At 69.2% G+C, this 14,253-nt stretch carries 15 protein-coding genes; 5 read left to right on the plus strand and 10 right to left on the minus strand.

All coding sequences use genetic code 11. The features are described from left to right. Positions 1-8: 8 nt before the first annotated feature. The 6 genes from VFI59_03260 to VFI59_03285 form a co-directional block, all read right to left on the minus strand. Positions 9-803, minus strand: coding sequence for an HAD-IA family hydrolase (locus tag VFI59_03260; GenBank protein ID HET6712710.1), 795 nt, complete (start codon positions 801-803; stop codon positions 9-11). Continuing rightward, the gene (locus tag VFI59_03265; protein ID HET6712711.1) at positions 800-1,660 is read right to left on the minus strand and encodes a class II fructose-bisphosphate aldolase; all 861 of its coding nucleotides are present in this window, start codon (positions 1,658-1,660) and stop codon (positions 800-802) included. The genes VFI59_03260 and VFI59_03265 overlap by 4 nt, the downstream gene beginning before the upstream one ends. A gap of 95 nt (positions 1,661-1,755) precedes the next feature. Further along, positions 1,756-3,603 (minus strand): response regulator, encoded by a 1,848-nt coding sequence (locus VFI59_03270; GenBank protein HET6712712.1) that lies wholly within the window; start codon positions 3,601-3,603, stop codon positions 1,756-1,758. 173 nt (positions 3,604-3,776) lie between these two features. Beyond that, entirely contained in the window at positions 3,777-4,274 is a 498-nt protein-coding gene (locus tag VFI59_03275; protein HET6712713.1) for a CHRD domain-containing protein, read from the minus strand. 187 nt (positions 4,275-4,461) lie between these two features. Next, a complete protein-coding gene (locus VFI59_03280; GenBank protein HET6712714.1) occupies positions 4,462-5,943 on the minus strand; it encodes a DUF294 nucleotidyltransferase-like domain-containing protein in 1,482 nt (493 codons plus the stop codon). Between the two features lie 390 nt (positions 5,944-6,333). After that, positions 6,334-6,495 carry a hypothetical protein gene (locus VFI59_03285; GenBank protein ID HET6712715.1) on the minus strand — a complete coding sequence of 54 codons (162 nt, stop codon included), beginning with the start codon at positions 6,493-6,495 and terminating at the stop codon, positions 6,334-6,336. A gap of 146 nt (positions 6,496-6,641) precedes the next feature. Between VFI59_03285 and VFI59_03290 the strand changes: the two genes are divergently transcribed. After that, positions 6,642-6,896 (plus strand): hypothetical protein, encoded by a 255-nt coding sequence (locus VFI59_03290; GenBank protein ID HET6712716.1) that lies wholly within the window; start codon positions 6,642-6,644, stop codon positions 6,894-6,896. Positions 6,897-7,110: 214 nt separating this feature from the next. After that, a complete protein-coding gene (locus tag VFI59_03295) occupies positions 7,111-7,782 on the plus strand; it encodes a hypothetical protein (protein HET6712717.1) in 672 nt (223 codons plus the stop codon). A gap of 496 nt (positions 7,783-8,278) precedes the next feature. Here the strand turns inward: VFI59_03295 and VFI59_03300 are convergent, their stop codons facing one another. Further along, positions 8,279-8,416, minus strand: a complete 138-nt coding sequence (locus tag VFI59_03300) for a hypothetical protein (GenBank protein HET6712718.1) — start codon at positions 8,414-8,416, stop codon at positions 8,279-8,281. A 162-nt stretch (positions 8,417-8,578) separates the two neighbouring features. Between VFI59_03300 and VFI59_03305 the strand changes: the two genes are divergently transcribed. Both VFI59_03305 and VFI59_03310 read left to right on the plus strand, forming a co-directional pair. Beyond that, positions 8,579-9,760, plus strand: coding sequence for a hypothetical protein (locus tag VFI59_03305; protein ID HET6712719.1), 1,182 nt, complete (start codon positions 8,579-8,581; stop codon positions 9,758-9,760). A 97-nt stretch (positions 9,761-9,857) separates the two neighbouring features. Beyond that, complete coding sequence (locus VFI59_03310) at positions 9,858-10,883, plus strand: DNA polymerase IV (GenBank protein HET6712720.1); 1,026 nt, start codon at positions 9,858-9,860, stop codon at positions 10,881-10,883. A 157-nt stretch (positions 10,884-11,040) separates the two neighbouring features. Here VFI59_03310 and VFI59_03315 read toward each other — a convergent pair whose 3' ends face one another. After that, positions 11,041-11,331, minus strand: coding sequence for a hypothetical protein (locus tag VFI59_03315; protein HET6712721.1), 291 nt, complete (start codon positions 11,329-11,331; stop codon positions 11,041-11,043). A 51-nt stretch (positions 11,332-11,382) separates the two neighbouring features. Further along, complete coding sequence (locus VFI59_03320) at positions 11,383-12,918, minus strand: molybdopterin-dependent oxidoreductase (GenBank protein HET6712722.1); 1,536 nt, start codon at positions 12,916-12,918, stop codon at positions 11,383-11,385. Positions 12,919-13,095: 177 nt separating this feature from the next. Here VFI59_03320 and VFI59_03325 point away from each other — a divergent pair, with 177 nt between their 5' ends. Then, positions 13,096-13,860, plus strand: a complete 765-nt coding sequence (locus VFI59_03325) for a hypothetical protein (GenBank protein ID HET6712723.1) — start codon at positions 13,096-13,098, stop codon at positions 13,858-13,860. Between the two features lie 13 nt (positions 13,861-13,873). Here the strand turns inward: VFI59_03325 and mscL are convergent, their stop codons facing one another. Continuing rightward, positions 13,874-14,251 (minus strand): large conductance mechanosensitive channel protein MscL, encoded by a 378-nt coding sequence (gene mscL / locus VFI59_03330; protein ID HET6712724.1) that lies wholly within the window; start codon positions 14,249-14,251, stop codon positions 13,874-13,876. Positions 14,252-14,253: the final 2 nt, after the last annotated feature.

Genomic DNA, 14,253 nt, shown 5'->3' on the forward strand with positions numbered 1-14,253 from the left:
TCGATCGCTCATCGTTCGGTCACGCTTCCGGCCGCGAGACACGCCTGCAGGTCTTCGAGGTCGACGAAGCCCCCCGGCTCGGGGATGCCCCCCCGATTGGCCAACACCTTCGTGCGCTCCCCCTCCGGCTCCCCGAGCGAAGAGACGACGAGGACCGCGTCGGAGAAGTCCTCGTGCTCCGTGTAGCTGCTCGCCGTGACCACGCAGGTCAAGCCGGCGCCGGCTGCCGCGAGGAGTCCGTTGCGGGAATCCTCGATCACGAGCGTCCGCTCGCGGGCCTCGCCGAGCCGCTCCACCGCGAGCTCGTAGATGTCGGGAGCCGGCTTCTTCTCGGCGACCACGTCGCCGGCGAGTACCAACGCGAACCGCGCCGCGTGATCGGCGCCCACGACGTGTTCGAGCACTGCCCGCACCGATGCCTCCGACGAGGTCGACGCGACCCCCAGGTCCCACCCGACATCGAGCGCTTCGGCGGTGATCCGCGCCACGCCCGGCCGTCCGGGCAGTCGGCCGGCCGCGACCATCTCGGTGTATATCTCGGTCTTGCGTCGGTGCCAGTCGGCCACCGCCGCCTTCTGGCCGTCGGGATCGGAGGGCAGGCCGGCGTCGCGGACGAAGTCGTCGGTCAGGAGGCTCATCATGCGTTCCTTGCCGCCGGCGATCGCGAGCTTCTCGCCGTACTCCTCCTCGCTCCAGCGCACGGGCAGGCCGAACTCCTCGAACATCTGGTTGAACGCCGGCAGGTGGCCGTAGCGCTCCGTATCGGCGAGCACGCCGTCGCAGTCGAAGATCAGGGAGGTCACCAGGCCTTGCCTTCGCTCCCGAACCGACGGATGTGGTCCTGGGCCATCTCGAGAACGTCGCCCCGCACGTGCCTGAACAGCGAAGGGGGGTCCCACGTGTCGGCGGCCTCGGCCTCCCGCAGGTACTCCAAGTTGGAGCGCATGTACACACGCTTCAGCGCCGTCGAGATGTTCACCTTCGCGCATCCGCGCGCGATCAGGTCGGAGAACTGGGCGTCGGTCATGCCGCTGCCGCCGTGCAGCGCGATCGGGATCGGCTCGGCGTCCACGATGTCGGAGACCCGCTGTGCATCGAGCTTCGGCTCGGCGGCGTACATGCCGTGCGCGTTCCCGATCGCCGGTGCGAAGCAGTCGATACCGGTCGAGCGGATGAAGTCCAGCGCCACCTCGAGCGACTGACGGGCCGATTCCTCGTCGGAGCCGACGTCGTCCTCGACCCCTTTGATGCCCTCGATCTCGCCTTCCACGTGCGCGCCCTGTCGGTGCGCTTCGGCCACCACCTCTTCGGTCTGGCGTTGGTTCTCTTCCACCGGCAGGGCGGAGGCATCGAACAACACCGAGTTCCACCCAGCTTCGAGGCACGACGTGATGACCTCGCGTTCGGGGCAGTGGTCGAGGTGCAGGGTGACCGGAACCTCGATGCCGGCCGTCATCGTGCGCCACATGCCGAAGAGCACGTCTCGGCCGATCGACTTCACGGTCTTGACGGACGTTTGGACGATCACCGGCGCACGGAGCTCGACGGCGGCGGCGAGCACGGCCTCGAGCGTGAGATCGTTGACGATGTTGAACGCCGCCACGCCGTAGCGTTCCTCGAAGGCGCGGTCGAGCATGTCTTTGAGCGAGACGACAGGCACGGGGGCTCCCTTTGGGGCCGGTCGATCCCAGGGTAGGGACGGGCCCTACGCCGAGGCATCGGGGAGACCACCCGTTGGGGCGATGGGGGGTTTCCCTACCCCGCGAGGCGCGCGCGCGCCAGGGCAACAGCCTGGGTGCGGTTCTGCGCCCCGAGCTTGCGCAGGATCGAGCCGACGTGCTTCTCGACGGTCTTCACCGAGATCGTGAGCGCCGCCGCGATCTCGCGGTCCGTCGAACCCCGCTCCAGGAGCGCGAGCACCTGGCGCTCTCGATCGGTGAGGCCGTGAGCATCGTCGGCGCCGATGAGGTGAGAATGGAGCCGCTCGACCGCGTCACCGGACAACACCAACTCGCCGCGGGATGCGGCGCGCACCGCCCTGACCAGCTCGACCTCGGACGCTTCCTTGCCGATGTAGCCGCGGGCTCCAGCGCGGAACGCCCCGGCGACAAGGTCGTCGCTGGCGAACGCGGTCAACGCCACGATGCTCGCCGTCGCATCCTCGGCCCTGATGCGCGCGATCGCGTCGATCCCGTCACCGTCGAGCATCTGCAGGTCCATGAGCACCACGTCGGGACGCAGCTTCCGCCACTCGAGGATCGCCTGCTCCCCCGATCCGGCCTCGCCGACGACGCGCACCGTGGGATCGGATCGCGACAGGAGTCGGGCGATGCCGGCACGCGTCATCGCGTGGTCGTCGACCAGCAGGACTCGCACGGGCTGAGTGGGCCGGTCCGCATCGTCAGCCATCTCGGACGCCGACGGGATCCAGGCGCGGATCCTGGTGCCCCATCCCGGTGTCGACTCGAGCTCGAGCGTGCCGCCCAGCAACCGAGCCCGCTCGGCCATCCCGCCGAGACCGAGAGCGTGTGCCTCCCCTTCCTCGACGACCTGTGCCCGATCGAATCCGGCACCGTCGTCTTGCACGAGCAGACTGACGCCCGTGGGCGAGTACACGAGCCCGACCCTGACCGAGGTCGCCCGCGCGTGGCGGATCGCGTTGGTCAGCGCCTCCTGGGCGATCCGGAACAACGTGTGGGCGACGTCGTGATCGGGCACCCTCGGAGTGCCCGCCGTCACGAGGCGGGCCTCGAGCACACCCGTGCGGTTCGCCCACGCGATCTCGAGCTCGAGGGCCTCTTCCAGTGAGCGCCCTTCCAAGGGTGACGGCGCGAGCCCGAGCACGCTGCGCCTCGTCTCATCGAAGACCGCCTCCGCGGCCGTTCGCGCCTCAGCCAGCGCGCCAGTCGCCTCGTCAGGCCGGCCCGCCGCGATCGATCCTTGCGCCCCTCGGATCTGCAACAGGACCGACACGAGCCCCTGCGCGACCGTGTCGTGCACCTCGCGCGCCATGCGGTTGCGCTCGGCCGCGGCGGCCTCGGCCCGGGCCTCCGATTCCGCCGCCTCGTGCAGGCGGGCGTTCGTGATCGCGATCGCGGCGTGCTTGGCGAACAGCTCGAGCAGCTCGGCATCCTCGTGGACGAACACGCGGTCGGGGTCGCGGGTGAACACCACACAGGAGCCGACGATCGACCCCCGCCACCAGATCGGGACGCCGATCACGCCCTTCAGCTCTTCGCGGTCCTCCGGGCGAACGTGACCCCCGGGGACGTCGCCGTAGTTTTCGAAGATCACCGGACCTCGACGAGCGACGACGGCGCCGGTCGTTCCCTCGGTGAGCGGGAACACCTTGCCCGACTGGCAGGCGATGCCGATGTCCGCTTCCTTGCGGTAGACGCCCACCGCTTCGTCGACGAGGCAGATCGAGCCGGCGTCGCAACCCAGGAGCTCCGTCGAACGCTTGAGGATCCGTTCGAGCAGCGGACGGAGCGACAACTCGCCCGCGAGGTCCTCGACCACGGCGGTGAGCGCCTCGGCCCGCTCCCCTCGGCCCGCCATCTCGACGCGGGTCGAGCCGAGGTTCATCGTCCGATCTCCGACCACGCCGACGTCCGTTCGGGGGAGGGATCCTTGCCGGGCAACCCTATGGGCTTTCGGAAGATCGGGCAATCGACCGCTCGGGCGATCGCCACATGGGAGAGAGGCCCCCCGGCATCGGGGGGCCTCTCCACGTTGCAGCACCGTGGCGGGGTGGGTCGACGGCCCGCCGCGGGTCGTCAGGAAGGGATCACGTTCCCCCGCACCTCACCGGTCGGGAAGCCCTCGGTGTGCACGTTCACGTAGGCCGCGTTGCGCCTGATCGCCCTCACGAGCTCCTGGAACTCACCCGGCGCGATGCCTTGGTCCTCAGGACCGATCACGTCGGAGGCGTCGATCACGCCTTGCACGGTGCCCGACGCCGGACATGCCGGCTTGTCGCCGCCGCCGCACAGGAACGCGATCACGTCACCGTTCGTGGCGGGCCGCCCGAAGTGGATGTGGGCGAAGAGCACGTCGCCGCCCTCGAGATCGTGATAGCGCAGGGTGTAGCTCACTTCGCTGTTCCCGATCTCGGCCTCGAAGCGTCCGCCGCCCGTGGTCGAGATCGCCGGCACTTCCTTGTACCCGTTGAGCTGGGCATCGGCGTTCGTCTTCACCGCCATCGCAACCGCGGCGCCGATCACCAGCGTCACGGAAGCCGCGATGGCCGCGATGCCCATCGTCCGTACCCTCATGCCGAGCTCCTTCCCTCGTAGGGACGAGGCCGAGGGACGACCCTTCCCCTCGGCACGCGCGCTGCGTGACAGGGATACGGACCGAACCGGGAGAACGTTCGAGTCCGGAGGGGTTCACACATCACCCTGACGGGGGTCGGGCCTGGCGTTTCCCGAGCTGAGCTCGGAACGGGGCCCGTTGCTCCTCCTACGTCGAGTGACGTCGTCTCCGAGGCCGTTCGAGATCGGCGAGCGCCTCGGCGACCTCGTGCAACGCCGCTGACAGCGACCGGCGAGCGATCGGAGCGAGCGATCCGGGGTCGATGGAGTCGTCGACGGGCTCCCCCCGCTCGACCTGCTCGACGTGGTGGTTCAGTCTGAGGCGCCAGAGGAAGCGGAACGCCTCCTCCAGTTCATCGCGCCGTCGTTCGGGGATCAGCCCCATCGCGGCGCTCGAGTGCAGACGCTCAAGGGTTCGGTTCTGCGTGATGCCGCTCTCGATCGCGTAGCAACGAGCCAGGTTCGTGACGACCGTGATGCCGCCGTGCTTGAGGTCGAGCGTGCCCGCGCGGTCACCGTTGCGCTTGACGACGATATCGCGCACCCGTCCCACCGGAACCCGCGACTCGAGCACCGTCGACGCGAGCCGGCCGAGGAACGCGGGGTCCTTCCCGGCCCCGCGGATCACCTCATCGAGCGTCGGCTCGATGTCGAGGGTCCCCGTCACCCTGCGGTAGTCGAACGCGATCCCGGTGATGCGAGCCGCCATGACGTCGGGGTCGGACACGTACTGCTCGAATCGAGCTCGCCACCCTGCATGGGTCCGACGCCATGCAGGGTTCTCGGACATCACGTTGCCCCGACACCGCGCGATGCCGCAGGCTTCGAGCCCGTCGGTGACCGCGGTCGCCAGGCGGGCGAAATAGGGATCCACGGCATCGACATCTCCCTCGGCGCACCCGTACGCCAACGCGTGGTCTTGGTCGGTTCCGAGCGCCTGTTCATGGCGGGCAGCACTTCCGAGGGCGACCCAGGCGAACGAACAGGGTGGGGGCCCCAGCTCGTCGATCGACAGCTCGACGAACCTCCTGGTCAGCTCGTCGATCGACATGCCCACCACGTGGCCGATGTCAACAGCGTCGACCCCGTCGTCGAGCAAGGAACGGATCGTCGCCGGCAGTCCACTCGAGGCCGTGACGACCTCGACGACATCACCCGCTGCCCGGATCGCATCGGCCAGATCGTCGCCCGCCTGAGCCCGACGAACGTGTCGTTCGACCGACGCCGCCTCCGTCCACCGCGCCATGCTGGCCGCGAGGTAGGCGAGGCCCTCCCTCGTCCCCAGCACGTCGGCCGCGCGATCGGCCGGGATCAGGTAGCAGCGGACCTCGTCACGCGCTCGCGCCGACAGTGCCGGGCCGAGCCCCGACAGGACGGAAAGTCCGAAGAGCTCGCCCTCGCCGAGGTGGTCGACGGCCCGCTCGTCGTCGTACAGATCGACGAAGCCTTCACGGAGCACGAAAAGCTGAGAGGCCGGCTCCGCGCCCTGTCGCAGGATCGTCGCCCCAGATGGATACGACCTCGACCGGACGTCGCGTGCAACATCCGCGACCATCGCAGCCGGCAGAACCGCGAACGGCGGGAACCGGGCGAGGAACTCAGCCACGGCCGGTGGGGAGTCCGACGCCATGCCTCCTCCCATGTAGACCCGGGCTCCGCCACGATATCCCATGCTGTGCGGGCGAGCTTGCGACGGTTGCTCTTCGAGACTGCTGAGCATGCCTACGGTGGCACCTCCCGTGGTTCGTCCTGATGACCGTCATCCCCAGCGTCCAGTACACGAAGAACGACGCCGGGTTCACGCTCGCCTGCCAGGTCGTCGGCTCCGGGCCGCGGACATGGCGTCCCTGCCCTGGAGACCCAGAAGTCGTGGGGAACTGGTTCATCCCCGAGCACGCGCGGTTCATGGAGCGGCTCGCCTCGTTCTCGCGACTCGTGCTCACGGACCGGCGCGGCACGTGTTCCGACCGGCTCCCACCCGGGCGGGCGCCGACGCTGGATCCCAGTCGTCCAGCATGGACTACTGGCTCGCGTACTCCTCGGCGTGGTCCGCGCGGTCCTTGGCCCACGTCTGATCGATGATCGCGATCGTCTCGGCCACCGAGCGGCCGTTCTCGTCGGCCGCCGCCTTTACGTCTTCGAACCTGATGTTGTGCTCACCCATCTGCAGGTGGGCCTGCATGCATCCGCACGTCAAGCACATGGCTGCCTCCTTCCGCAGCTTCCATCATGCTCCTCCTTGAGGGAAGCGCGAACTGGCGGGGAGTTGCGCGCGGAAACGAAGCGTCAGATGCTCCTCGACGGACCCGATGGATCGGAGGAACGGCGTTGAGCCTCACGAGGTTCGCCGGTTGGAGGGGTGTCGTCCTCGGCATCGCGTTCGTCGTGCTGGGGGTCTGGGCGTTCGCCTACACCTGCAACACGGAGACCGCCGCGTGCAAGGGCGCCGAGCCCTGGCCCACGGTGCCCGGATTCCTGCACGCGGCGGGCTGGGTCGTGGCGATCCTCGGGCTCGTGGTGGTCCTCATCGCCGTGGTCGCCTGGATCGACCGATCCGCCCGGTCACGACGACCGGACGCCTGATCGCCGAGCGTTCCGGTTGCGGAGGATCCTCGGCGGCGCTACCTTGGGTTCGGCGCCGTCCTGCGCCCAACCCCCGGTTCCGGTGCTCACGCCACCGGCCGAAGCGGGGGCAGAGGGGGCTCGAGCCCTCGGGACGCCGGTCCGTGTTGCCCTGGAACCGGCGGGGGCGTCGTGAGCGTGGGTCGCGAGGTCGCCGCCGCGAAGGGAACACGAGATGACCGCACAGCGATCCTTCAAGCGCCTCGTCCGCACGCGCATGCAGAAGACGGGCGAGAGCTACACGTCGGCGCGCAGCGCGCTGCTGGCACCGGCACCCGATGGGCATGAGCCCGCGAACAAGCCGGTGCTCGCGACATCGGACGCGAACATCCGCGAGCGCACCGGACGCGGCTGGGAAGAGTGGTTCGACCTGCTCGACGAGTGGGGAGCCGCGGACTTGACCCACCGAGAGATCGCGCGTTGGGTCGCCGACCAGCTCGGCGTGGAGCCGCTGGTCTGGAACGCCCAGGCGATCACCGGAAGCTACGAGCGAGCCCGTGGCGGACGCGCGGTCGGACAGCACGTGGACGGGTTCCGCCTGAGCGCGTCGAAGACCGTCGCGGTGCCGGTGGAGCGGCTCTTCGACGCATTCGTCGAGCCGGCCAAACGCAAGCGCTGGCTTCCCGACGGCGAACTGCGGAAGCGGATATCGACGAAGCCGAAGTCGGCCCGGTTCGACTGGGCCGACGACGGCCAGCGCGTCCACGTCACGTTCGCGGCGAAGGGCCATGATCGGAGCACCGTGACCCTCTCGCACGAACGCCTCGCCGACGCGGCCGAGCGCGACCGCATGAAGATCTACTGGCGTCAGCGGACCGCTTCGCTGAAGGAGCAGTTGGAACGTTGAACCCTGCTCGGCCCTGGCGGACCGCTCCCGTCCCATCCATTGGCGTTCAGCAGGATCGATCGAGAGGTCTCGCCCTTGAACAGGGTGTCGGCCCGTCCCTGCACCTCAGCGAGGTGTCCGCCGATGTAGCGGGCGACCTCCGCTTGCGGGCCTGTGTCCACGGTCTGGCCTGCGAACCCCCGAGCTGTGCCCGCTCTTCGGGTGTCATCGCGTCGAGGGGTGGGAATACGACCTTCTCCTGGGCAAGCCGATCCTGCACGTTCTGCCTGCCGAAGTTGCCGCCGTAGACGGCGGCGGACCCGATCACGATCAGTGCGGCGGCCATGACGGCCGCGGCGCCGCTCACGACCGTGTCACACAACCTGCCTTGCGTACCCGCTGGACGTGCTCGATCCGCCTCGGCGTCATGGTCACATCCGGGGATGGTCAGGTGAAGACGCGTCGCGCGGCCGTGCCGATTCGTGCTTGATGAGCGCCAGGGGCGCAGTGCCCGGTGCTACGCCTGCCTCAGCATGACGTAGAACATCGTCACGATGCCTAGGGCGATAACGCCGATGAAGACGAGTCCGATACTCGCGTACGCAGCGATCATGTCCGTCCCTCCTCCCACAAGGCCTTCGACGATCAGGCTCACGGCGGGACGGAAGGGTGATCGGTGCCTCGTTCAAGTCTCTCACCAATCGCCGTGGCCACGACGGCGTGCGCTCCTGAGCGCGCCCGTTTCCGCCCGGGGACGCTGGAATCGCCTACCGCCTTCGGCCTAGGCTTCGGCGGCAAAAGGAAGAGGGAGGCCCGGTTGGACCGCACACCTGCGCGCGCCGTCGTGCCGTTGCTCGCCGCCGCGATGGCGATCTTCGTGTTCACCGTGGTGATCGGCATCCTGAACGGCACCGACGTGGTCGACTTCGGCCACGGCACGATCCTGGCGCACGTGCACTCCGGCACGCTCGGGTGGATCACGCTCTCGATCTTCGCCGCGACCGTGTGGATCTTCGGCGCCGACCGGCTGCCTCGGCTGCTGCGCGACGGCTCGATCGCGACCGTGGTCGCGTACGTGCTGGCGTTCTGGGCCGACCTCACCGACCTGCGCCCGGTCGCCGGCACCCTGATGCTCGCCGCGATGGTGTGGTTCGCGGTCTGGACGTTCGGCGTTCGCAAAGGGCAGACGCTCACGGTACCGAGGCTGTCGATGCTGCTCTCGCAGGTCAACCTCGTGATCGGCGGAGTGCTCGGGGTGATCCTCGGGCTGATGTTGTCGGGCGTGATCGACCTGGCCGAGGGCATGCAGGGAGCTCACCCCGCGATGATGGTCGTGGGGTACCTGATCCTCGCGGGCGTCGCGATCGACGAGCAGCTGCTCGGTGGGCCCGGCACCGAGGGGCTGACGCGGGGCGGACGCTGGCAGGCGTGGCTGTTCTTCTCGGCCGGTATCTTCCTCGCGATCGGCATCCTGTTCGAGGTGATGCCGCTCCTCGGACTGAACCTGCTCTTCGAGGTGATCGGCGTGGGCATCGTGCTGGCACGGCACCGTTCACGCCTCGCGTCGGTGGGGTGGGGTGTACCGTCGCCGGCGAGGTTCGGCGCCGCCTCGATCCTGTTCCTGGTCCCGACCCTCGTGGTCCTGGGGTACGTGATCGTCCGCTACAGCGAGGACATCGACGCGACACCGCAACGGCTGCTGATCGCGCTCGACCATGCGACCTTCATCGGCATCCTCACGAACGCGATCTTCGGGATGCTGTTCATCGCGGCGGCGTCGCGCCGCGACGTGTGGTCCTGGGCGGACCAAGTCGTGTTCTGGACGATCAACCTCGGGGTCACCGGCTTCGTGATCGGTCTGCTCGCCGACTCGGCCGAGATCAAGCACCTCGCCACGCCGGTGACGGGGGCGGGCATCCTGCTCGGCCTGCTCGTGGTCGCGATGCGGCTTCGCGCCGATACGGTGGCAGCAGCACCGGCGATCGATCCGAGAGGCTGAGCAGAACCCAGAACCCGACGGCCGACGTCGGTCGACGGCGTCATGCTGTCGTCGTGGCGCGACGGGCGCTCGAGCAGCCGAAGGCGGAGCGGAGCGCATGAAGTGGGTCTTCCACGTCGACATGGACGAATTCATCGCGGCGGTCGAGGTGCTGCGACACCCCGAGCTGCGCGGGAAGCCCGTGATCGTGGGCGGCGACGGCGACCCGACGAAGCGCGGCGTCGTCTCCACGGCGTCGTACGAGGCGCGGGAATTCGGTGTGCGATCGGCCATGCCGCTGCGCACCGCGTTGAAGCGATGTCCCGACGGCGTGTTCCTAGCGGTCGACGCCGAGCACTACCTCGAGGCGAGCGGGCGGGTGATGGACACGCTGCGCACGTTCCCGGGCGTGGTGCAGGTGCTCGGCTGGGACGAGGCGTTCATGTCGGTCGAGACCGACGACCCCGAGGCGATCGCTCGGGAGATCCAGTCGAAGGTGCTCGAGCGTACCGGCCTCTGGTGCTCGATCGGCCTCGGCGACTCGCGGCATCGAGCGAAGCTCGCCAGCGGATTCGCGAAGCCGCGGGGCGTGTTCCGACTCACCCGCGCGGAGTGGCCGGAGCTGATGGGTCCGAAGCCGGTCGACGCCCTCTGGGGCATCGGCAGGAAGACCTCCGACAAGCTGAACGAGCTCGGCATCCACACGGTCGACGAGCTCGCGAACGCCGATGACGAGGTCCTCGCGGCGCGCTTCGGACCGAACACCGGTCCGTGGATCCGCAGCCTCGGCACCGGCGACGACGACGCAGAGGTCACGGCCGAGCCGTACGTGCGACGAGGGCAGAGCCACGAGCGCACGTTCCAGCGGGACCTGACCGACCCCGGCCTGATCAGGCGGGAGACCGAGCGCATCACCCGAGAGCTCGTCGGCGATCTCCCCGATGACCGGCTCGTGATGCGCGTGACCGTGAAGCTCCGCACCTCGTCGTTCTTCACCTCGACCCACGGCCGCAAGCTGCCGGAGCCGACCCGAGACCCCGACGCGATCGTCGAGCACGCCCTCGATGCGCTCGCGAGGTTCGAGCTCGACCGCCCGGTTCGCCTGCTCGGCGTGCGCGCCGAGCTCGCCGACCCGAGCCCGTAGCCTTCAAGGAGGCCTCGTCCGGAAGAAGCGAACTCACCCCTCGAGCAGGTATCGCCAGAGGCGACCGGACCTCCGTTTGGAGTCCCCCACGCCGGTGACGAACGCCCCGACGTCATCGGCCGCCACCACCGACCCGTTCGCGCCCAGCACTCGGCACTCAGATCACGTACGTGCAGCCGTTCCAGAGGGCTGCGACGCGCCGGCGGAACCTTCCCTTCAGCCGCAGGTGCAGGGTCCGCGGAAGCCGCATGGCGTAGGGGACGAAGACGAGCATCCCGGGGGCCTCGAACCGACGCCATTCCAGAGCGTCGGGCGGCGGCTCGGTCGTGGTCTCGAGCGTCGCCATCCCCCCCGCGTGCACTCCGGCGGCTCTGCGGACACGCACGAAGAGCAGCCCGCCTCGCTCGATCACGTGGGAGCGCACATCGGGGGGAGCGACGATCCGCATACCCCCATCATCGGCAGCGGCTTGAGCCTCGAAACGCGAGCCGGCGGAGCATCACGCGACGTCCACGAGGATCGTGTGCCAGCCGGTCGCGCCGTCGGGGAAGGGCTCCGTTCGCGCCTCGGGCTGCGTCACGCCGTCGGCGTCGGTGGCCCTCACCTGCAGGCGCCGGGCTCCCGGCTCGACGCGGGTGATCACCTTCCACGGGCGCCAGGTGTCGATCGAGGCCACGTCGGCGAGGTCCGCATCGGCCCACGGCCCGTCGTCGACCCGCACCTCGACCCGGGAGATGCCGACGCGCTGGGCCCAGGCCACGCCGGCGACCACGATCTCCCCGGCCTTCACCGAGGAATCGTGCCGGGGCGTGTCGACACGCGACTGCGTCTTGATCGGCGCCTGCTCGGCCCATCCGCGCCGGATCCAGTACGGATCGAAGGAATCGAACGTCGTGAGCTCGAGGTCGACGACCCACTTCGTGGCCGAGACGTACCCGTAGAGCCCGGGCACGACCATGCGCACCGGGAACCCGTGTTCGATCGGCAACGGCTCACCGTTCATCGCGACGGCGAGCATCGCGTCGCGCCCATCGGTGACGGCCGAGACCGGCGTGCCACAGGTGAAGCCGTCGATCGACGTGCTCACGAGCTGGTCCGCGATCGGATCGACGCCGGCCTCGGCGAGCAGGTCCCCGAGCGGCGCTCCGATCCAGCGCGCGTTCCCGATCAGGTCGCCGCCGATCTCGTTCGAGACGCAGGCGAGGGTCACGTCCCGCTCGATCAGCGACCGGGCGTTGAGCTGCTCGAAGTCCAGGGTGAGCTCGCGCTCGACCATGCCGTGGACGTGCAGCCGCCATTCCTCGGCGGTCACCGTGGGCACGATCAAGGCGGTGTCGATGCGGTAGAAGTCGGCGTTCGGCGTGGTGAACGTGGTCAACCCGTCGATGCCGAGGTCGACTCCGCTCGGCACGGGCGGCGCCGGCGCGACCTCGGTGGGCACAACGACCCGAGAGCGGGAGGCCACCGCCTCGGAGCGCCGCGACAGGAACTGCCCTGCGACCCCGGCGAGTGCGGCGGCGCCGAGCGCGACGGCCCCTCCGACCAGGAATCGGCGCCTCGAGACCGCATCGGGGTTCCCGACCGTGGCCGTGTCGGCCGGCTCACCTGCGCCCACGAGCTCGCGCCGCATGAGCCGCAGCGTGATCGCACCGGCGGCTGCGCCCGCCAACGCGGGGATCGCATCGATCCGCTCGGCGTTCGGCCTGGTGAGTGCCGCGAGCACCCCGATCGTCGCAAGCAGCACGAGACTCGCGTAGCCGACCTCCGGCCGTCGCAGCGAGGCGATGCCCACCGCGATCGCGACCACGCTCACGACCGCGGCCATCACGAGCACGAGCACGAGCTTGTCGGCGGTGCCGAAGGTCCCGATCGCGAACTCCTTCAGCCAGCGCGGCACTCGGTCGATCGCCGCCGAGCCGACGGCAACGATCGGTGATGCCTCGGCTCTCCCGATGAGCCCGGACACGAGGTGGGCCACGCCGAGCGCAGCCGCGGCGGAGGCCAGACCGAGCCATGCCCCCGTCCGCTTCCTCATATGGGAAGGTTCGCACCTCGAGGCCGATCAGGCGTGCTCGGCGCCAACCTGAGGATCCTGTGCGACATCATCAGGGTCCCGGAACCTGGGTCCGTGGGGTGTTCGACACACCCCTCCAGGACTGTGATGCTGAGCGCCGACACCCCTGCTGACATACCCGATGAGGAGGGAACGAGCATGTTCAACGGTGGCGCCGGTAGCCTGGTCTCCGGCTTCGTCGTGCTCGGCCTGTTGATGGCGATCGTCGCGGTGATCACGGGCCGACGGCTCCCCGATGAGACCTCGATGCGCCCCCGGGCGATCTACCTCTCGGTCGCGATGCTGCCGGTGCTCGTGATCGGGGTGCTGGCCGCGACGGCCTTCCTGGGAGCCGTGGTGCTGCTGATCCTCGGGCCCGAGTCGGGCAAGGAGGAGCTGTTGAGCGGCCTGGGTGGGCTCGCCGGTGGCGGCATGCCGGGGACGGACATGGGCGGGCTCGGCGGCCTGCTCACCGGCATGGGTGACTTCGGCTTCAACGCGACCGACGCCGTGATCCGTACGCTCGTGTCCTCGGGCGTCACCGTCGTCGTCGCGTTCGCCCTGTATCGACTCCATCAGGATTGGCGCCGGCCGCTGGTCGACGACGCCGGCTTCGCCGTCTCCCCGGCCGGCCGAGTGCTCCAGGCGTTCGCCTACACCGTCGTGCTGATCTTCGTCGTGCTGTTCGCGGTCGGCGCGGTGAAGGCCGGCTACGGCATCTTCCGCGTGGTCGCACCCGACACGAGCGCGATGATCTCGTTCAGCGAGACCGCCGAGCGCGAGCGCGGCATCGCCGACATCGTCTCGGGGCTGGCGCTCGCCGGTGCCTCATGGTGGCTCTTCCAGATGCACTGGAAGCTCGCCGCGACCTGGCGCGGCGATGGAAGGACCGGCGCGGCCGTGCCCGAGCCGCCCACCGCCTAGTCCGCAGCCCAGCTCAGTCGCTGCGGCCGCGCAGTGAGTCGCGTATCTCGGTGAGCAGCTCGACCTCGGTTGGGCCGACCTCCTCTTCCTCGATGGGCATCAACCGGTTCGCGGCCTTCACGATCAAGAACAACACCCACGCGATGATCAGGAAGTTCGCGACCGCCGTGAGGAATGACCCGATCAGGATCCTCGTGGCATCGCGACCGTCGCCGATCGTCCACACCACGGCGTCGAAGCTGGGCTCCCCGAAGACCGCAGCGATGAGGGGCATCAGGATGCCGTCGATCAGCGCGTTGACCATGGCGGTGAACGCGAGCGCGAGCACCAGACCGACGGCGATCTCGAGCAGGTTCCCTCTGACGGCGAACTGCTTGAACTCCTTCAGCATCA

The organism is Actinomycetota bacterium (assembly GCA_035697485.1).
Classification (GTDB): domain Bacteria; phylum Actinomycetota; class UBA4738; order UBA4738; family HRBIN12; genus JAOUEA01.

Bases quoted from the DNA above. Each gene is read 5' to 3' on its own strand.
- VFI59_03275 (HET6712713.1), bottom strand. From the start codon at position 4,274: ATGAGGGTACGGACGATGGGCATCGCGGCCATCGCGGCTTCCGTGACG.
- VFI59_03280 (HET6712714.1), bottom strand. From the start codon at position 5,943: ATGGCGTCGGACTCCCCACCGGCCGTGGCTGAGTTCCTCGCCCGGTTC.
- VFI59_03285 (HET6712715.1), bottom strand. From the start codon at position 6,495: ATGCAGGCCCACCTGCAGATGGGTGAGCACAACATCAGGTTCGAAGAC.
- VFI59_03295 (HET6712717.1), top strand. From the start codon at position 7,111: ATGACCGCACAGCGATCCTTCAAGCGCCTCGTCCGCACGCGCATGCAG.
- VFI59_03310 (HET6712720.1), top strand. From the start codon at position 9,858: ATGAAGTGGGTCTTCCACGTCGACATGGACGAATTCATCGCGGCGGTC.
- VFI59_03315 (HET6712721.1), bottom strand. From the start codon at position 11,331: ATGCGGATCGTCGCTCCCCCCGATGTGCGCTCCCACGTGATCGAGCGA.
- VFI59_03320 (HET6712722.1), bottom strand. From the start codon at position 12,918: ATGAGGAAGCGGACGGGGGCATGGCTCGGTCTGGCCTCCGCCGCGGCT.
- VFI59_03325 (HET6712723.1), top strand. From the start codon at position 13,096: ATGTTCAACGGTGGCGCCGGTAGCCTGGTCTCCGGCTTCGTCGTGCTC.
- mscL (HET6712724.1), bottom strand. From the start codon at position 14,251: ATGCTGAAGGAGTTCAAGCAGTTCGCCGTCAGAGGGAACCTGCTCGAG.